Here is an 18,164-nt window from a genome sequence, read left to right on the forward strand (position 1 = left end):
TCCCCGCTGTGTCCCCGCTCACAGGACTTGCCTCTCACATTGATGTCAGGTTTTAGCGTACCTGTCGGGCCCGCCGCTCAGGGGGCTGTGACCGTGTGATCCGTACGAAGGAGTTCCGGCATGACCACGCTGTTCGACCGCCACCGCCTCGGCGGCCTGGAGCTGCCCAACCGTGTCGTGATGGCCCCGATGACCCGGGTACGGGCCGCGGCCGGCGGCCTGGCCACCCCGTCGATGGCCGTCCACTACGCGCAGCGGGCCAGCGCCGGACTGATCGTCAGCGAGGGGGTGCAGCCGAGCCTGGTCGGGCAGTCCAACCCTGGGACGCCGGGGCTGTACACCGACGAGCAGGTGGCCTCCTGGCGGCCCGTCACCGACGCCGTGCACATCAACGGCGGGCGTATCTTCGCCCAGATCATGCACGGTGGCCGGGTCTCGCACCCCGACACCACCGGCCTGCGGCCGGTCGGCCCGTCCGCCGTCGCCGCCGTCGGCGAGGTGTTCACCCCGTCCGGTCCGCAGCCCGCGCCGGTGCCCCGCGCCCTGGAGACCTCCGAGGTGCCCGAGCAGGCCCGTTCGTACGCCGAGGCCGCCCGGCGCGCCGTCGACGCCGGGTTCGACGGCGTCGAGCTGCACGGCGCGAACGGCTACCTCATCTCGCAGTTCCTCTCCTCCAACGCCAACCTGCGCACCGACGCCTACGGCGGCCCGGTCGCCCACCGCATCCGCTTCGCCGTCGAAGCGGTCGCCGCCACGGTGGACGCCGTGGGCGCGGCCCGCACCGGCATCAGGCTGTCACCCGGCGCCTCCTTCTGGGGTGTTACGGAGACCGAGGTACCCGAGTTGTACGCGGCCCTGCTCGCCGAACTCGCCCGCTTCGACCTCGCCTACGTCCATCTGGAGGCCACGGCCGAGGAAGAGCTGCTGGTCGGGCTGCGCCGCGCGTGGCCGGGCAATCTGATCGTCAACCCGACGGTTCCGATGGGCCCAAAGCAGGCCGACCGGGCCGCCGCCGACCACTGGCTCGGGCTCGGCGCCGATCTGATCAGCTTCGGACGCGCCCTCATCGCCAACCCCGACCTGGTGGAACGGCTGCGCACCGGTCTGCCCATCGCCCCGGTCGACGAGGCTTCGTACTACCAGGGCGGCGACGCGGGCTACATCACGTATCCGTCGTACCAGTACACCGCCTGACCGGACGGCGGCCCTGCTCCCGGTCCGCGTCCGGCATCGGGCGCGGACGGGTGGCACGCCACGCCACGAGGGTGCCCGCGGCGCCGTACAGCATGAGTACGGCTCCGTTCCCGGCGTTCCGCCGCCGCTCCAGGGCCTGGTGGTCCCGTTGCTCGTCGTACGTACGTGTCGCCACCGCGGTGGCCCCGTCCAGCACCGAGCACCGGGTGTCACCGGGGCGCATCGGGCCCGGGTGCTCTTCCCCGTCGCGCACATTCTCCCCGGGACACACGACCTCCCCCGAGGCCGTCAGGGAACGCACGACGCTCGCCGTTCCCCACACCGCGGGTGCAAGGAACAACGCCACGAGGGCGACTCTGTACTTCACCGAACCCCCAGGGGACGAGGCAAGTCGTGCGCCGCGTACGGCCACTTATCTCCGCGTACGGCACGGCCATACGGTAATACCCGGCCGTTGCTTGCCCGTTCCGGTCTCCTCGTGGCTATCGCCGGGGCACTATGTGCTGTGCGGCTACGGCTGCCGCCGGTTCGAAACCTCGGCCGGTGCGGGTTCCTGACCGGTTCACCATCTTGACCGGTCCGGACCCCGGCCGGTGCGCGGACGCCAGCAGTTCATTCGCCCCGGGGAGGTACACATTGGTGCACGAGGTTCTGCGGGCCACATCGGACAGCCAGTTGTTTCTGGTCACCGCGGCCCCGTACGTGGTGCTCGACACCGACCTGCGCATTCGGGCGGCCAATCCGGCGTATCTGCGGGCCACCGGACGGACGCGGGACGAGCTGATCGGCGCGTTCATGTTCGACGCCTTTCCGGACAATCCCGAGGACCCCACCGCAACCGGCGTGCGCAACCTCGGTGCTTCTCTGGAAAGGGTGCTGCGGTACGGCGTACCGGACGATATGGGCGTGCAGCGCTACGACATCCCCGACCCCGAGGTCCCCGGCACGTTCCGCCCCAAGACGTGGAGCCCCGTCAACTCCCCGCTGGTCGACGGCGACGGGCGCGTGGTCGGCGCGCTGCACCATGCCGAGGACATCACCGCGGTCCACGAAATCCTCGGCCCGGCGGACGGAGAAGCCGACGTGTGGGATACGGCCCGGCAGCCGACGGCATTACTGCGGCGCGCCATGCTGGCGGCCGCGCGCTACGCCCGCGCGCACGACACATGGCAAGCCTCGCGGCACTCTTCCGGGGAGCGGTCCGCCGCCGACATCGCGCGCCGCGACGCGCTGTGGCACCGCATCGTCCACGCCGCCCGCCGGTCACTCCCCCAGGGCTGCGCCGACGCGGTGTGCGCGGCCGCGGTGCGGGAGCTGCCGACGGTCGACGCCGCCGCGATCACGTTGCACGGCCGCGGCCCCGTACCGCATCACCTCGCCGCCAGTTCCCCTTCGGCACTCCGCGCCGAGGAGTTGCAGTGGGTCGCCGGGGAGGGCCCGTCGCTGACCGCGTACGAAACCGGCGAACCGGTTCTGGTGGCTGATGTGGACCGGTGCGGCTCCCGGTGGCCCTTCTGCGCCGACGCCGTGTCCCGCGCCGGCGTCTCGGCGGTGTTCGCGTACCCGTTGCGCAACTCCGCCACCACGCTCGGCACCCTCACGCTCTACCGCGAAGGGCGAAGCCCCCGGCGCTTGGGGCCGCCGCTCGATGCGGCGGCCTTCGCGGACATCACGACGGCCGTGCTGCTCGCCGACATGGACACCGAGATCATCCAGCAGCTCAGGACCACCGCCGACGCCGACGACATCAACACGGCGATCGGCGTCCTGGCCGCGGCACAGGGCATCAGCACGGACGACGCCGCCGTGTGGCTGCGGACCACCGCGGCTTCGCAGCGGCTCTCCCGGGCCGACATCGCCCGTACGGTCCTCGCTCGTTACGGGGTCTGACGCCGGGCGGCGCGCTATCGGCGAAGGCTGCCGCACGGCGACGGTGGCCCGGACTCCGATCGGCCCGTCGTCGGTCTCGGTGGCGCAGCCGCCCAGGGCCGGACGGTCGGCGAGGCAGGGCGGGATATACGTTCTCACCATGTCCATGCTGTCCTTTCCCCTCACTCCCCGGTTCCTCGACCAGTTGCTGGAACTGGCCGACGTTCCGTGGTGCCGCGATGCCTTCGACGAGGAGTTCCGGCGCCGGGGCTGGGCCCGCCCCGCCGTCGGGGGCGAAACCGCCGTGGGATGGCTGGATCATTGGCCGCTCGGCGAACCGGGCCATTCCTGGCACGTCGTCCTGGGGGAATACCCGGGCTGCTCGAATTCCGACGACCCGGGCGTCGCCTGCGACGAACCGGAGTGCCACGAGGACTCCTTCCTCGCTTTTCCCCTGGCCTACGCGGCAATCGATTGCGTCGAGGCCGGGACCGGTCTGCCCGTGGACCCACGGCACCTGTGGGGCGATCCGCTTCCGGCCTGGGCCACGCACAAGGCAGACGCCACCCGGGACGATTTCCTCGCCTGCTACACCGACGCCGAACGCCTGCTCCGCACCCGCCTGGGCGCACCGCTGCCCGCGGCGCCGCCCGTGCCGTCGGACGAGCCCGAGCGGCAGATGTCGTGGAAGCACGGCAATCGCCTGGTGAGTCTGTTCCTCGACGGGAATGAGGCGAACTACGGCCAGGACGACTGGATCGGCATCGACATCCGCCCCTTTCACTGAGACCGCGCCGAGGCCCCTTTCCGGCCGGCCGCGGGAAAGCGGATACACTTTCCTCTTTTGGCCGGAATTACAGGTGCACAGGGAGACGCGTGAGCGCGGAACAGCAGGCCGGTACACGGGTGGAGATGTCGTACCGGGCCACCGTCGAGGATATGCGCGAGGCGTTGCGGGCCCGTATGCGGGCGACGTCGGCCGGACGCCGGACGAGGTGGCTGATGGCCGTGATCGCCGTGCTGCTGCTCGCCTACGCGGTGCTGTCCTCGCTGCTGGACGGCACCGTCGACGTGCCGCTCATGATCACCCCGGCGGTCGTGCTCCTGGTGATGCTGTTCGTGCCGCGCATGCAGGCCCGCCAGTTCCACCGGCTGCTCGATGCCGGAGGCCCGTGCCGCACGACGGTGGACGAGAACGGCATCGCCGTCGCCAACCAGCAGCAGTCCAGCGTCCTCACCTGGCAGGCACTGGCCCAGTACACCGAGACGCCGCGCGTGTTCGTGCTGCTCGGCGGCGACAGGAACGTCACCAGCCTGACGGTCCTGCCCAAGCGCGGGGCGCCGGGTGCCGGTGACGTCGACCGGTTGCGCGCGCTGTTCGACCGGCATCTGACGCGCGTCTGAGCCGGGGTGATCATGGGATCTCGCAGCGCTCCTGGAACGGTGCGCGGCGACGCCGGGCAGTTGTCTGTGGTTCATGGGCGATTAGGGGCCGCGGGCGACGGTGAGGGGCGAACGGTGAGCCCGCCGGGCCCGGTACGCGAACGCCTCACGCAACCGTCCGCCACCCGCCCCGGGGCACCGCCGCCCCCGTAATGCACGCCGTGGCGATTCGGTTTCGTGACGAGCCTCACGAAGTTTTCCCGTGCTGCGTGTCGACCGAGCGCGGCCTGCGGGGCGTATGGCTGGTGAAGCGAGAGATCCAGGAGTGGCTGTTGACCGTCGAGGAGTTCGAGAGGTTCTACGCCCAGACGGTCGCGCGGCTCACGGGGCAGTTGTACGTGATGCTCGGCGACCTGCACGAGGCGCAGGACGTGGTGCAGGAGGCGTTCGTCAAAGGCTGGAACCGGCGTCGGCAGCTCGACCGGCACGGGCAGCCCGAGGCGTGGATCCGCACGGTCGCCTGGCGGCTGGCGGTCAGCCGGTGGCGGCACCTGCGCCGCAGTGCCGACGCGTGGCGGCGCAGCGGTGCGCCGTCCCTCGTCGACGGGCCGGAGCCGGCGCAGGTCGCGCTGGTCGAGGCGCTGCGGGAACTGCCTGCCCAGCAGCGCCGCACGCTGACCCTGCACTACCTCTGCGACTTGACCGTCGAACAGATCACGGGCGAGACGGGGCTCTCGGCGAGCACCGTCAAGACCCATCTGAGCCGCGGCCGCAAGGCGCTCGCCGACCGTCTGCACGACCCGCGTATCGAGGAGGCGCCCGGTGCCTGAGCCCCAGGACCCGCTGCGGTCCCTTTTCCAGCAAGCGGCCGACGCCGGGCAGGACCGCGCCGTGGCCGCGCCCGTCGCCGAGATCGCCGCGCGCGGCCGCAGGGCGCGCCGGCGGCGCGTCGCCGCGCTGGTGACGGTGGCGTGCCTGGCCTGCGCCGGCGGCGGTGCCACCGCTGCCGCGCTGCTCTCCCGGCCACCGGCCCCGGTGGGACCGGCCGGGCCGCCGCCCGGCCGGCCGGCCCCTGACCGGCTGCCGGCCCCCGAGGCCACCGCCTCCGCCTCGTCGCCCCCTCCCACCCCGACGGCCACGATCAGCGACTCCCCCACGGACAGCGCCGCCACCACGGACGACGCCTCCCGAGGAACGGCCACCGAACCGCCGCCCTGAGCCGCCCGCCTTCCGTGACCCGGCGGACCGCCACCGGGCGCCCCGGCCTGCCTGCCCCCACCCAAGGAACCCGATGCCCCCTATATCCACCGATGTACGCGACCAACCCCAGCCACCGGCGGCGCCCCGGCGCTCCCCGGGGCCTGCCACCCGGGCCGGCCGTGTGCGCTGGGGCCTGCGGGTCCGCGCGAGCCGGCGCCTGCACCCCGGGGACCGGGACATCCTGTGGCTGTACCTGTCGACACGTATCGGGATCTGGGTGACGGCCTACTGCGCCCGGTGGCTGTTCCCCTCCGACCCCGCCGCCCAGGACCCCGGCGCGCTCCTCGCGCCGTTCCAGCACTGGGACTGGGACCACTTCCAGCACATCGCCGATCAGGGCTACTTCCCCGGACAGGCCGGTCCGTGGGAGTCCGACTGGGACAACCGGGAGGCTTTCTTCCCCGGCTTTCCCCTGGTGCTGCGCGCGGTGCACCTCCTGGTGCCGGACTGGGGACTGGCCGGGCTGACGATCTCGTTCGTCTCCGGCGCCGTCGCCGTACTGGCCCTGGCCCGCATCACCCGCCACCACCTGCCCGACGCCGAGGCGGGACGGCGCGCCGTCCTGTTCTTCCTCGTCTCCCCGTGCGCCGTCTTCCTGGCCGTCGGCTACACCGAGGCCCTCTTCCTGGCCCTGGCCCTGCCCGCCTGGCTCGCGGCCCAGCGCCACCACTGGCCCCTGGCCATGGCACTGACCGCCGCGGCCACCGCCGTACGCGTCAGCGGCCTCTTCCTCGCCGCGGCCCTCGCCGCCCACTTCCTCCTCACCGTGCGCAGCACCCGCAACCTGCGCCCACTCCCCTGGCTGGCCCTGCCGGCGCTGCCCCTCGCCCTCTTCAGCTGGTACCTCCACGCCCACACCGGCGACTGGATGGCCTGGAAGCATGCCCAGGAACGCGGCTGGTTCCGTTCCTTCCACACTCCCTGGGAAGCCTGGAGCAACACCTGGACCAACGCCTTCGACCACGCCCAGAGCACCGGCTACGCCTTCATGTTCCAGGCCGAGCTCGTGACGATGGCCGTCGGAGTGGCCCTGCTCGCCGTCCTCGCGCGCAAGCGCCGCTGGCCCGAGGCCGTCTACGTCGCCCTGAGCCTGTGTGCCCTGGGAACCTCGTTCTGGTACGTGTCCATCCCCCGCGCCGCCCTCCTGTGGTGGCCGCTGTGGATCGCCCTGGCCGCCTGGAGCCTGCGCAGCCCCCGCCTCAAGACCATGTACCTCTGCACGGTCGCACCTGTGAGCACGGTGTTCGCCCTGACGTTCTTTACGGGGCGCTGGACCGGATGACCGGGGTTACGGGGGCGCCGGACCGGGTGATCGGGGCGAGCGGGTGACCGGCCGCCTCGTACCCGTCGACGTCACCGGCGGGCGTTGAGCCGCGCCGCCTGGCGCGTCAGATAGTCGCGCTCGGCGAGGTGGGGTGCCTTGTGGGCCGCCTCCGCGTACAGCCGGGCCGCCGTCGTCAGGTCGCCGTCGCGCTCGTGGAGGTACGCCGCCACCGCGGCATGGCGGGGCAAGGACTCGTCCAGTTCGGCGAGCGCCGCCAGCCCGGCGCGCGGCCCGTCGGCCTCGCCGACCGCGACCGCGCGGTTGAGCCGGACGACGGGGCTGCCGGTCAGGCCCGCCAGCTCGTCGTACCACTCGACGATCTGCACCCAGTCGGTCTCCTCGGCGCGCGGGGCGTCCGCGTGGAGGGCCGCGATGGCGGCCTGGGCCTGGAATTCGCCCAGCCGGTCGCGGGCGAGGGCCGCCTGCAAGATCGCGACGCCTTCGGTGATCGCCCCGGTGTCCCACCGCGCACGGTCCTGCTCGGCGAGCGGCACCAGGCTGCCGTCGGGCGCGGTACGGGCGGCACGGCGGGCGTGGTGGAGCAGCATGAGGGCGAGCAGCCCCGCCACCTCGGGGTGGTCGATCACGGCCGCGAGCTGCCGGGTGAGCCGGATGGCCTCGGCGGCGAGGTCGATGTCGCCGGAGTAGCCCTCGTTGAAGACCAGGTAGAGCACGCGCAGCACGGTGGCCACATCACCGGGCCGGTCGAGGCGGACTCCGGAGACGGTGCGCTTGGCCCGGCTGATGCGTTGCGCCATCGTCGCCTCGGGCACCAGGTACGCCTGCGCGATCTGCCGGGTGGTCAGGCCGCCGACGGCCCGCAGCGTGAGCGCGACCGCGGACGACGGCGTCAGCGACGGGTGGGCGCACAGGAAATAGAGCCGGAGGGTGTCGTCCGCGGCGGGCGCGGGGCCCGGCTCCGGCTCCTGGTCGACGAGGTCCTCGCGCCGGCGGCGGGCGGTGTCCGCCCGCCGCGCGTCGAGGAACTTGCGCCAGGCCACCGTGACCAGCCAGCCCTTCGCGTCCCGCGGCGGGTCGACGGGCCAGCTCCGGACCGCCTCGACCAGGGCGTCCTGCACCGCGTCCTCGGCCGCCGCGAAGTCGGCTCCGCGGCGGACGAGGACGGCGAGCACACCCGGCGTCAGGCTCCGGAGCAGCGCCCCGTTCACCGGTGAGGTCACGGAGCGGTCACTCCGTGATGGTGGGCTGCGCGCTCAGGAACGGGCGCAGCTCCAGCCACTCGTGGATGGGCTTGCCGCCCGCCCCGGGGGCGGCCGACAGCTCCCCGGCCAGTTCCACGGCGCGCTCGTAACTGTCGACGTCGATCACCATCCACCCGGCGATCAGGTCCTTGGTCTCGGCGAACGGGCCGTCGGTGACCGGCGGGCGCCCCTCGCCGTCGTACCGGACCCACGTCCCTTCGGGCGCGAGCGCCTGGCCGTCGACGAATTCGCCGGTCTTCTCCAGACGGGCCGCGAAGTCGTTCATGTACGTCATGTGCGCCGAGATCTCCTCCGGCGTCCACTGGTCCATGCATACGTCGTTGACCGGGGCCGGAGCGCCGCGGTAGTGCTTCAGCAGCAGGTACTTGGCCATGGTGGTTCTCCTCGGTGCCGGTGCGACCCATTGTGGTCGCCTGCACCCCTGGGACGGAGCCGGTCACGGGTTCTCGACATCCCCGTACAAGATTTTTTCGAGCGGCCCGTGCGCGTCCTCCGTACCCGCGCGGTACCGGCGCCGCCTCAGGCCGCCGGGCGGCGGCCCCAGGCGGAGATCAGCGGCCCGGTGGCCAGGTCGAGGCCGCCCGCGGCGATGTTGGCCAGATGGCGGTCGATCTCGTCGTCGGTGGCCAGCCCGGCGGCCACGAGCTTGTCGCGGACCTGGCGGACGGTGGCCTCCTCCAGTACGGCACACGCCGGTGAGGCGACCGGGAAGTACGCGTCGGCCTCGACGTCGGTCAGCCCGGCCTCGCGCAGCAGTCGCGGCAGCTTGCGCCCGTACGCGAGGTCCGCGCCGCGCTGCCGCATCAGCTCGCGGAAGCCCCGTCGCAGCCTGTTGGCCAGCTCCTGCTCGGGCCCGTACTCGTCGGGGCAGACCAGCGGCTGCAACGCCGGATCGGCGTCCTCCAGCACGAGCCACCCGCCGGGGCGGAGCGCCTCGGCCATGGACCGCAGGGCCTTGTTCCGGTCGGCGACGTGCACCAGTACGAGCCGGGCGTGGATGAGGTCGAACGGCCCGCCGGCCGGGGGCGCCTCGGACGCCACGTCGTGGCGCAGCACCGCGAAGCCTCCATCGGAGGCACCGTCCACCCAGGACGTGTCGATGTCGGTGGCCACCACGCGCCCGGTCGGCCCGACCCGCCCGGCCAGCCAGGCCGGCACGCTCGGCCCACCCGCGCCGACCTCCCAGCACCGCCACCCCGCACCGACCCCGACGCCCTCGAAGTGCCGGAACGTCCACGGGTCGAAGAGCGCCGACAGAGCGGTGAACCGCTCCCCCGCCTCGGACTGTTGGTTGTCCAGGAGGTATTCGTTGCCGGCGGGTTGCGGTGTGTCGTCTGTCATGGGCCGATCATCTCAGGCGGGGTTGCTCGGTCGGTACCGTACGGATCAATCGCCACCGTCCGCGGTGAGCATGCCGATCGCCGGCCGGTGGGCCGGGTCGTCCGGCGGGCGGGCGGCGCAGGCGCGGGCCCACAGGGGCCAGTCGCACCGGCCGGGCGGTATCGCGCCCAGTTCGCGGCACTCCCGGATCATCGCCGGTGTCGCGACGCCCAGTTGCCCGCCCAGGCGCAGAAACCGCACGAGCGGATCAAGGAAGCCGAGGCAACCACATACCGCGCCGACGCACGACGGCAACAACACCCAATCGAAAACCGTTTCGATGCCGAACCGACCGCGCTGCTAACATCCCCTCAGCGCGAGACACGCGTCTTCACGGGATGAGGAGGTTGATGAATATGGCCGCCGTCGGCCCTCATCGGCATGCCCTCGTCCGACCCGTGCGCTAGCGACGCGGGCCGGTCGTTCCACCACGACGACTGAGAGTGACACGTGTCCGCTTCCACCTCTTCCGCCCACGCGCAGCTGGTCACCGACCGCCTCGTCCTTCGGCCCTGGGGCCTCGACGAGGTTGCCGCGGTCATCGACAACCGAAGGTCGGCGGACTGGGCCGACGACTTCCCCGCCGAAGGCGACCGCGTCATCGCCCACCTCTTCGAGCAGCACCCCGGGTGGCTCGACGACCACAGCCAGCGCCTGATCATCGAGCGCGACAGTGATCTGCTGGTGGGCTCCATCGGACTGTTCGGGCCGCCCGGCGACGGGCAGGTCGAGATCGGTTACGGTCTCGTGGCATCCCGCCGCGGCCGGGGTTACGCCACCGAGGCCGCCCGTGCCCTGACGGACTTCGCCCTCGCCTTGCCCGGCGTGCACACCGTGGTCGCGGGCGCCGAGCTGACGAACCCGGCCTCGCTGCGCGTACTGGAGAAGGCCGGTTTCCGCCGCTACGCCACCGAGGAAGCGGAGAACATCGCCCGCTTCATGATCACGCGCTCGGACCGCCACGGGCGGTGACGCCACGGGGCCGGCGGCCTGCCGTCGGCCCCTCCGCGGTCCGCCTCACTGATCGTCAGGCTGCCGGAAGCACCGCGGTGGCCGCTCGCGGCTGCCGGGCGGCGGCCAGGGCGTGCACCAGCGCGGCGAGCGCCAGGCAGGCGGCGAGCCCCGCCGCGGCCGAGGCGGGAAGCGGCGGCAGGAAAATGTGGTGGAGAGTTTGCGAAAGGGCCGAGGGGGCGAAAGGAACTCCCGCCAGTACGTGCTGGGCCATTGCCGCCACGGAGATCAGGAATCCGGCCGCCAAAGGGACGACGGTGTTCTTGACGAACAGCAGGACGGCCATCAGGACGCAGAGCGCCGGAAGGCCGATGGCCGCGATATTCACCGGGATCGACGCGCCGCGGTGCAGCCCCGTGGGAATATGCGCCCCGCCGCACAGCAAAAGGCCCAGGCCCGCCAGTCTGGGAAGCCATCGCGCGGCGGCAAAGGAATGACCGGACTCCGCTCTCTCGTACGCCCCCTCGGCACCGTTTTCAGCCGGCGCCACACCGCCTTCGAAGCTTTCTGCGCTTTCGAACGCGTTGTCCTTCGTACGCTCCGCCACGAGCGAGGTGATGAGTTCGGCCAGCTCTTCCACGGAACGCCGGCCCGCCGCCGTACGTGTCGTCTGCGAGCCGGCACGAGCGGCGTGCGGTGGCTGGTGCAGCAGGGTGACGAGGTGGCTGACCTCGGCGACCGGCCGCTGCTCCGCGGCCCTGCGGAGAATGGTGTCGGCGCCGTCGGGGGACCGTGGCGGTTGCGACAGCAGGTGTACCAGCTGCGCCACCTCGTGTACGGGCAGTTCCGTCGCGGCCGTACACAGCGCCTCGTCCGCGGCGCATTTACCGTGCGGAGATCTCTCCAGCAAATCGACGAGGCGCGCGACTGCGTCCAGCGGCTGGCAGGCCACGGCCGTACGAACCAATTCGTTGACGGGGTCCGCGTAGTCTTCGGGTGCGTTTTTGTTCGCCTTGACTTCTGGCCTCATGGGCTTCCTCTCCCGTACCGAGAAGCTGGTTCCTGTGCACGCGTTCGGCATTGGTGCGCCGGGACAAGATCCAGTCCTACTTCATGACCGGGAGGTCTGCGACTTTTACGGCCGCCGGGAGAGCGGGAATTCACTCCCGTCCGCGAGGGCGGCCGGCAGCAGCCCCAGTGGCGGTGAGCCGAGAGAAAGGACGGCGCTGTGGAATCGCCGGGCGGAGTAGGCGCCGCCCCAGCGCCGCCGGGCTTCGTCCCGCAGATCGCGCAGGGCGAGCTTGCCCCAGGTGTAGCGGCCGTAGGTGGGGTCGAAGGTGGCCCGCTCGGCCTCCGAGCGGGCGGCGCGGCCCGAGAGGTAGGTGTCCGCCTCGAAGCGGCGGGCGGCCTCCGGCACGTCCATGGCCCCGGTGTGCACTCCGATCGCGCAGGCCAGCCGTACCACCCTGATCAGCGCTTCCGAGCAGACGCCGATGGTGAAGCGGGGGTCGTCCGCCCGGAAGCCCTCCTCCACCATCAGCTCCTCCCCGTAGTGCGCCCAGCCCTCCATGAAGGTGAGGGACTGGAGGATGCGCCGGACGGGACCGGCGGCCCTGCGCAGGCATCGGGCGTGCGCGAAGTGCCCGGGCACCACCTCGTGCGCCGTGACGGCGGGCAGCATCGTGGGGCTGAAGACGGTCAGCCACTCCGCGGCGTCCTCCGTACGCCAGCCCGGCTCCGGCAAGGTGAGGTGGTACCAGGACGGAGCGTCGGGTTCCCCGGGCGCGGCGAAGGCCATCATGGCCCAGGTGTCCTGGCGGGACGGTGGCGTGGGGCCGACCCGCACCTCGCCGTCGAGGTACGGCAGGAGGGCCCGGCCGCGGGTGAAGGCCATCAGCTCCGTGGTGACGGCCCGCGCCCGGTCCAGTACGGCGCCGGCCGGCGAGGGCTCCCGTACGAGATCCCGTACGAGATCGTGCGGGCGGCGGCCGGGAGCCAGCCGGCGGCATGCCTCGCGCAGCAGGAGGCGCAGCCGTCGCGTCTCCTGGTCGGCCCGTTCGGCCAGGCGGGGCAGGCTGACGTCGAGCCCTTCGGGGGCGCCCATGAGCAGGGCGAGATCGCGCTCGCCGAGCGCGGAGCGCGGGTCGCCGTGCGCGGCCGCGTGCCCGAGGCACGTCACCAGCCGTGCGTGTGCGCTGCGGGCGCGTACGGCGATGTCGGTGTCGGCCAGTTCGGGCGGGATGACCGCGGTGAGGCTGTCGGCCGCGGCCAGCATGGCACGGGCCGTGGGGGCGTCGACCTGGTCCAGCGAGCGGACGGAGGCGTCGATCGCGTCGGGCCAGGACGCGAGGTGGGCGCGCTTGGCGCGGTCCCGGTCGGCGGCCGGCGCGTACTCCCGGTCGTATACGCACAGGTCGAGGTTGAGCAGGTGGGGCAGCGGGTTGCGGCGGTGCATTTCGAGGTCGCCGTAGACCGTGCGGAGGGCCTTTTCGAAGATGTGGAGATGTGCGGCGTCGTGGGAATCGGGTGAGTCGGCGAAAGGCGGCGACTGGTGTGTGCCGATCGCGCGGCCGCCGAGTGCGGCCAATCCGGCACGGATGCCGTCCGGGGAGAGGTCCTGCACATGGCCGTCGTATGCGTGCAGGCCGGCTTGTTCGCGTACCTGCTCGACCATCAGGTCGCAGACCGCGCGTAACCGAGCGTCCATGGGCCCGTATTCCTTCCGGTTCCGTCCCTGGTTCCTGCGGACGGGCGATCAGTTCGGCTGGAGGATCAATGGACGGGCGTACGGAAGAGCAGTTCGCGCTCCTCGCGTGCCACGTCCGACAGAATCTCGACCATGGGCTCCACGGCGGGCGAGTGAGCCCTCTCGGGGAACGCGGCGTACACCCGACGGGGCGGGAAATGGCCCGCCAGGGAATGTACAGCGAACCTTTCACGACTGCGGGCCGCGAGCAGACCCGGAACGAGCGTGACGCCGGCCGACATCTCCACCAGCCGGCCGACCGCGTTCCAGTCCCCGACCCGGAAACGGATATGCGGCTCGAATCCCAACGCGGCCTCGAATTCCGGCTGCGGGCCGAGACAATCCGGATGGGCGCCCTCGATCCACGGTTCCTCGGCCAGGCCGCGCAAGCCGCGCGGGGACAACTCGCCGTGACCGGCCGGGCTGCCGCGGCCGGCGGCCACGAACAACTCCTCCTCGAACAGCGGCAGAATATCCAGCCCACCGACCTGGCCGGACGGCTCGGCCCCCGCCCGCTCCCCCATCAGGTCCCAGTCGGTGACCAGCGCCATGTCGATCAGCCCGGACCGCAGGTCCGCGACGTGGTGGCGGGTGGTCGAGCCGGCCAGCGAAAGTCCCACCCGCGGATAGCGTTCGGCGAAACGGGCCAACGCCCGTGGCAGCAGATACGCGTTGACGCCGGCGAAGCCGCCTATACGCAGCCGCCCGCCGCGCAATCCGTTCAGAGACCGCAACTCCTGTTTTACGGAGACGATCTGCGAAAGAATACCGCGTGCCCGGTCGGCCAACAGCAGCCCCGCATCGGTCAGCCGGACACCACGGCCCAGCCGCAGTACGAGTTGCGCACCCACCTCCTGTTCCAGCGCCTCGATCTGCCGCGAGACGGCCGGCTGGCTGAAGGACAGCGCGCGGGCCGCGGCCGACATCGAACCCCGGTCGGCGATCTCGACGAGCACCCGTAAACGGTGTAGGTCACGCATGCTCGGAAGATAGAGCAGCCATGCGAAACCCGCAATTGTGCTCTTGCGCCGGATCCGGAAATCTGGTGGAGCGGTTGCCCCTCCGGGCAGCCGGCCGGCATAGAGGAACAGGACATTCCATGAGTGCCACACCCCACCCCGAAACACCTGAGCGGGGCGCCGATTTGGCGGCCCCTTGCAGGCAGTACTCCTGGACCCCGGAAGTCCACGACCTGTACGGCGACCCGGAGTCCATCCTGAACAAAATGGACTCGCACAACATGGAGCTCACCGAGCGCCGCATTTTCGTCCTCCTCACCGAAAGCGAGAACCTGGCCCAGGTCCGTTTCTTCGAGCAGGTGAAGGGCAAGGAATACGCGGTTTCCGCCTGGACCGGCGAGTCCCTCGACGGCGCCGGCGCAGCGATCGGCGAGACCATCCTGAAGAACAAGGGCATCAACTGCGTCGGCGAGCAGGTCCGCGGCCTGCTGGCCGGGTTCCCGATGGCCGCGCCCGCCACGGTGCCGGCGCCGGCCAACGCCCGGGCGGCGTTCGCCCACACCGTCCGCGCCCACGGTGAAGGCACCTTCACGCGCGCCACGTTCGCCCTTCTGTGCTGACCCCCGCGGCACAGCGCCGATCCGGCCGTCCCGACCAGTGCGAGGGCGGCCGGGTCTTCGCCCGGCTGTGGGCCGCGACGGCGTCGGCGAACCTGGGCGACGGGCTGGTCATGGCCCTGATCCCGTTGCTCGCCGTCCACTTGACGGCCTCCTCGGGCCTGGTCGCGGGCGCGAAGCTGGCGCACACGCTGCCCTGGGCGGTGGCGCCGCTCCTGGTCGGTCTGCTCGTCGACAGCACGGACCGCCGCCGTCTGGTCATCTTCTTCCACCTCTTCCGCGCGGCGGCGCTGTCCGCCCTCCTGGCCACCCTCCTTCTCGACGCCGGCGCCTTCTTCGCCCTCTGCCTCCTCTACCTGGTCGCCCTCTGCCTCGCGGTCGGCGAGTCCGTCGCCGACATCGCCACGACCGCCCTCGTCCCCTCGGTGGTGCCGCGCCACCGGCTGGAGTGGGCCAACTCCTGGATACGGGGCACCGAGTCCGTACTGAACGAGTTCGTGGGGCTGCCGCTGGGCGGACTGCTGATCGCCATCGGCCCGGCGTGGGCGGTGGGCGGCGCGGGCGGGCTGTATCTCATCGCGGCCGCTGCCATGGTGGTGCTGCACGGGACGTCGCGGCGGGTGGTCCAGGACAGCAGTCGGCACGGCGCCAAGGGGCGCGACCGGCGCCGGCTCACCGCAGGCGTGCGCCTCCTGTGGCGCAACCGGCCGTTGCGCACGCTGACCCTCATGAGCACCGTGATGGCGGGCTGCTGGAGCGCCTGGCTCGCCGTACTGGTCGTGTACGCCGTCCAGGGACCGGTCGGCCTGTCCCCGGCCGGGTACGGTCTGCTGCTGACGGCCCTGGGCGCGGGCGCGGTGATCGGTGCCGCGCTGGCCCCACGCCTCGCCCGCGCGCTGGGCGTCCGCCCGATACTGGCCGCGGACGTGGTGGCGTGCGTCGTCATGCTCGGCACCCCGGCCGTGAGCGCCGACGTCGCGGCGATCGCCTGCGCCACGTTCCTCGGCGGGCTGGGCAGCGGCCTGTGGAACGTGGTGGTCATCTCGCTACGGCAACGCCTGGTACCTGACGGCCAGTTGGGCCGGATCAGCGGCGCCATCAGGTGCCTCGGCTGGGGCGGCATGCCGCTGGGCGCCGCGCTGGCCGCCGCACTCACCGAACTGGCCGGCCCGCGCCCGGTCTTCGCCGCGGCCGCCCTGCTCACCGCGCTCACGCTGATTCCCCTGCTCCGCGTCCTGCCGCCGGGCGGGGCGGGCGACGAGCGGCCATGAGGGGTACTCGTACGGCCGTACCCGCCGGGGATCAGCGGAGCTCTGTTGCCGACGGCCACGCCCTGGGTAACGGCACGCACAACGCCTCTGCCGGGACAGCGGTGTGGTCCGCGGCAGCGCGCAGGCGTCCGTCGCGCAGAACGACCGCGAAGGGCCTCAGCGCCGTTCAGCACCCTTTCGCCGCTTCTTCGGCCGCGGCTTTCCCGGCCATGTCGTCCAGCGCAACGCTTCGGCCTCTTCCGCGGGCAGCAGGCCGGCGCCTATGAGGGCGGCCCGGCCGGCCTCCCGGCCGGCGATCGTGTAGCCGTATTCCGACGAGTCCACTTCGTGAAAGGTGCCGTCGGTCAGCAGTACGGCAGCCGCGACACCGTTCAGCCCGTCCAGCAATCCCGCACGCACCGACGGCACGAACTCCGCAGGCAGCCGGTCTTCTGGTACGGCGCTCAGCAACTCCAGTCCCCCGCCCGCCCCTGGCGGCTCGAACTGGGCCACGAAGTGCGCGTACGGCCCGCAGGCACCGATATTCATCAGTACGCGGACGCGCACATCCGGGACGGGAACGGGAAGAGCGGTCACATCCTTCACCGTAGATTCCCGGCGAAAGATCGGCCAGCGGATTTGCCGGCCGGCCCGCTGCTAAAAGTCGGCCAGCCGCTGGAACAGCGCCCCCGGCGTCACATATCCCGGCCAGCGGCCGTCGGAGAAGAGAGGGATTCCGGCGTCGTGGTAGCTCTGGTCGACGAGTTGGGAGCAGATCATGTGGCCGGTCGCGGCCACGTAGCGGCGCAGGCCCGGGAACGGGATGCGGAGGCGGTGGACGGCGATGGCCAGGTAGTCGAGGAAGCTGTACGGGACGCCCTCGTAGCGGCGGCCTGCGGCGCATATCGCGTCGCGTTGCCGGTCGGTGAGCCCTTCGGGGCACACGTACAGGATGTTCGCGCCGTCGTAGACCGACAGCGGGCGGATCGTCGCGCCGCCGGGTTCGGCTTCGACGATCATGCCGTCGGGGAGTACGAGGAAGGCGTGCTGGTAATCGGCGAAGCCGTTTCCGTTCAGCCATTGGCCGATACGGATCAAGCGGCCGATATTGCCGCTGATTTGGGTGAGACCTATGTCTCCGGGCATGGGCAGGGCATGCTGCATATGCGGCTCCGGGCACACACGAGGGGGTTTTCTGTGTGATACCCAACGGGGAGCCGTTGAAAGAGCCCGCGGAGGAAAGGTTCGGGCGCATCGGGGAGGCGGCGAACCGGGTTCAGCCGAGTTCGTAGTGCCAGCAGCCGTCGGCCGGGTCGTACCGCATGTGCACGCGGGCGGCGGCGCGCAGCCGGTCCCGGTCCTGCCGGGTCACGGTCACCGTGCCGCCCGCCCGGTCGACCACGTACTTGAGCGCGGATTCGAGTTCGTCGCGTCTGCGGGCGAGTTGCGCGTACTCGTACTGGAGTTGTTGCAGCCGTGCTTGCAGCACGAGGAGCTGCCGCTCGGGAGTGGAGTCGTCGTTGGCCATGATGCCGGCGTCCTCGGCCGCGGACCGACGGGCGAGGCGGGAGAGGCGCCCCGCCCGGTCCGTTCGCGTGCCGGCAGGCACACCCGGTGGGTGCCGGATGTGCCCACCATCAAGGCGCTGGGGCGATCAGTCCTGCTCCAGATCCCCGAAACGGGCGGCCGAGTTCCAGTTGCCGCTGCCCCAGTTGTGCGAGGCGTGACTCGGCGCATTGGTGTACTTGCTGATGTTCACTTCGTCGTCATCGTGGCCGTGGGCCTGAGCCGCGACGGCACCGGCGGCGGACAGACCCACCACCGCGAGGCCGACGAAGAGCGGACGCATAACAGAACGCATACCAACATCCTCCTTTGAGGCGTGCTGAGAGTGACTGACAGCGTCGATTCAACCCTCGGCAGCCGATCATATGAAAGGAGAAACGCTACTTTTCTCCCGATATACCCGGTTGGCGGACAGGGAGGGGCGGGGGCCGTACGAGAGGGG

General features: G+C 71.6%; 22 protein-coding genes. 10 read left to right on the top strand and 12 right to left on the bottom strand.

What is annotated here, in order from left to right:
- The first annotated feature begins 120 nt into the window (after positions 1-120).
- On the top strand, positions 121-1,194 hold the full coding sequence (locus ADK86_RS03360; RefSeq protein ID WP_053695200.1) for an alkene reductase: 1,074 nt from the start codon (positions 121-123) through the stop codon (positions 1,192-1,194).
- Here ADK86_RS03360 and ADK86_RS03365 read toward each other — a convergent pair.
- Positions 1,163-1,447 carry a hypothetical protein gene (locus ADK86_RS03365; protein WP_159393762.1) on the bottom strand — a complete coding sequence of 95 codons (285 nt, stop codon included), beginning with the start codon at positions 1,445-1,447 and terminating at the stop codon, positions 1,163-1,165. The genes ADK86_RS03360 and ADK86_RS03365 overlap by 32 nt on opposite strands.
- Before the next feature lie 386 nt (positions 1,448-1,833).
- Here ADK86_RS03365 and ADK86_RS03370 point away from each other — a divergent pair, with 386 nt between their 5' ends.
- From ADK86_RS03370 to ADK86_RS03395, 6 genes are all read left to right on the top strand, one after another.
- Positions 1,834-3,084 (top strand): PAS domain-containing protein, encoded by a 1,251-nt coding sequence (locus ADK86_RS03370; protein WP_053695202.1) that lies wholly within the window; start codon positions 1,834-1,836, stop codon positions 3,082-3,084.
- Positions 3,085-3,223: 139 nt separating this feature from the next.
- Positions 3,224-3,850, top strand: a complete 627-nt coding sequence (locus ADK86_RS03375; RefSeq protein ID WP_053695203.1) for a hypothetical protein — start codon at positions 3,224-3,226, stop codon at positions 3,848-3,850.
- A gap of 89 nt (positions 3,851-3,939) precedes the next feature.
- Positions 3,940-4,467, top strand: a complete 528-nt coding sequence (locus tag ADK86_RS03380) for a YcxB family protein (RefSeq protein ID WP_053695204.1) — start codon at positions 3,940-3,942, stop codon at positions 4,465-4,467.
- Between the two features lie 311 nt (positions 4,468-4,778).
- Complete coding sequence (locus ADK86_RS03385) at positions 4,779-5,276, top strand: SigE family RNA polymerase sigma factor (protein ID WP_030594694.1); 498 nt, start codon at positions 4,779-4,781, stop codon at positions 5,274-5,276.
- On the top strand, positions 5,269-5,664 hold the full coding sequence (locus ADK86_RS03390; RefSeq protein ID WP_063788927.1) for a hypothetical protein: 396 nt from the start codon (positions 5,269-5,271) through the stop codon (positions 5,662-5,664). Before ADK86_RS03385 ends, ADK86_RS03390 begins: the two co-directional genes overlap by 8 nt.
- A 73-nt stretch (positions 5,665-5,737) precedes the next feature.
- Entirely contained in the window at positions 5,738-6,988 is a 1,251-nt protein-coding gene (locus tag ADK86_RS03395; protein WP_053695217.1) for a mannosyltransferase family protein, read from the top strand.
- Between the two features lie 71 nt (positions 6,989-7,059).
- Here ADK86_RS03395 and ADK86_RS03400 read toward each other — a convergent pair whose 3' ends face one another.
- From ADK86_RS03400 to ADK86_RS03415, 4 genes are all read right to left on the bottom strand, one after another.
- Positions 7,060-8,199: an RNA polymerase sigma factor gene (locus tag ADK86_RS03400; protein ID WP_053695218.1), complete on the bottom strand. Its 1,140-nt coding sequence runs from the start codon at positions 8,197-8,199 to the stop codon at positions 7,060-7,062.
- Positions 8,200-8,218: 19 nt separating this feature from the next.
- Positions 8,219-8,626 (bottom strand): YciI family protein, encoded by a 408-nt coding sequence (locus ADK86_RS03405; RefSeq protein WP_053695205.1) that lies wholly within the window; start codon positions 8,624-8,626, stop codon positions 8,219-8,221.
- Between the two features lie 146 nt (positions 8,627-8,772).
- On the bottom strand, positions 8,773-9,594 hold the full coding sequence (locus ADK86_RS03410; protein WP_053695206.1) for a methyltransferase domain-containing protein: 822 nt from the start codon (positions 9,592-9,594) through the stop codon (positions 8,773-8,775).
- A 45-nt stretch (positions 9,595-9,639) separates the two neighbouring features.
- Positions 9,640-9,834, bottom strand: a complete 195-nt coding sequence (locus tag ADK86_RS03415; RefSeq protein ID WP_053695207.1) for a hypothetical protein — start codon at positions 9,832-9,834, stop codon at positions 9,640-9,642.
- Positions 9,835-10,083: 249 nt separating this feature from the next.
- On the opposite strand from ADK86_RS03415, the gene ADK86_RS03420 reads away from it, so the two are divergent.
- Positions 10,084-10,605 (top strand): GNAT family N-acetyltransferase, encoded by a 522-nt coding sequence (locus tag ADK86_RS03420; RefSeq protein ID WP_053695208.1) that lies wholly within the window; start codon positions 10,084-10,086, stop codon positions 10,603-10,605.
- A gap of 55 nt (positions 10,606-10,660) precedes the next feature.
- Here ADK86_RS03420 and ADK86_RS03425 read toward each other — a convergent pair whose 3' ends face one another.
- The 3 genes from ADK86_RS03425 to ADK86_RS03435 form a co-directional block, all read right to left on the bottom strand.
- Positions 10,661-11,614 (bottom strand): hypothetical protein, encoded by a 954-nt coding sequence (locus tag ADK86_RS03425; RefSeq protein ID WP_159393763.1) that lies wholly within the window; start codon positions 11,612-11,614, stop codon positions 10,661-10,663.
- 105 nt (positions 11,615-11,719) lie between these two features.
- On the bottom strand, positions 11,720-13,291 hold the full coding sequence (locus ADK86_RS03430; protein ID WP_053695210.1) for a DUF885 family protein: 1,572 nt from the start codon (positions 13,289-13,291) through the stop codon (positions 11,720-11,722).
- A 65-nt stretch (positions 13,292-13,356) separates the two neighbouring features.
- Positions 13,357-14,310, bottom strand: a complete 954-nt coding sequence (locus tag ADK86_RS03435; protein ID WP_078951758.1) for a LysR family transcriptional regulator — start codon at positions 14,308-14,310, stop codon at positions 13,357-13,359.
- A gap of 260 nt (positions 14,311-14,570) precedes the next feature.
- Here ADK86_RS03435 and ADK86_RS03440 point away from each other — a divergent pair, with 260 nt between their 5' ends.
- On the top strand, positions 14,571-14,909 hold the full coding sequence (locus tag ADK86_RS03440) for a hypothetical protein (protein ID WP_159393764.1): 339 nt from the start codon (positions 14,571-14,573) through the stop codon (positions 14,907-14,909).
- On the top strand, positions 14,903-16,177 hold the full coding sequence (locus ADK86_RS03445; RefSeq protein WP_053695213.1) for an MFS transporter: 1,275 nt from the start codon (positions 14,903-14,905) through the stop codon (positions 16,175-16,177). The genes ADK86_RS03440 and ADK86_RS03445 overlap by 7 nt, the downstream gene beginning before the upstream one ends.
- A gap of 156 nt (positions 16,178-16,333) precedes the next feature.
- Here the strand turns inward: ADK86_RS03445 and ADK86_RS03450 are convergent, their stop codons facing one another.
- The 4 genes from ADK86_RS03450 to ADK86_RS03465 all read right to left on the bottom strand — a co-directional run bounded on the left by ADK86_RS03450 (position 16,334) and on the right by ADK86_RS03465 (position 18,017).
- Entirely contained in the window at positions 16,334-16,705 is a 372-nt protein-coding gene (locus tag ADK86_RS03450; protein ID WP_267888780.1) for a hypothetical protein, read from the bottom strand.
- 108 nt (positions 16,706-16,813) lie between these two features.
- Complete coding sequence (locus ADK86_RS03455) at positions 16,814-17,320, bottom strand: hypothetical protein (RefSeq protein ID WP_053695215.1); 507 nt, start codon at positions 17,318-17,320, stop codon at positions 16,814-16,816.
- A 112-nt stretch (positions 17,321-17,432) separates the two neighbouring features.
- On the bottom strand, positions 17,433-17,684 hold the full coding sequence (locus ADK86_RS03460; RefSeq protein ID WP_053695216.1) for a hypothetical protein: 252 nt from the start codon (positions 17,682-17,684) through the stop codon (positions 17,433-17,435).
- A gap of 126 nt (positions 17,685-17,810) precedes the next feature.
- Positions 17,811-18,017, bottom strand: coding sequence for a hypothetical protein (locus ADK86_RS03465; protein WP_158712156.1), 207 nt, complete (start codon positions 18,015-18,017; stop codon positions 17,811-17,813).
- Between the last annotated feature and the right edge of the window lie 147 nt (positions 18,018-18,164).

This window comes from Streptomyces sp. NRRL F-5755, assembly GCF_001279365.1.
Lineage (GTDB): Bacteria > Actinomycetota > Actinomycetes > Streptomycetales > Streptomycetaceae > Streptomyces > Streptomyces rimosus.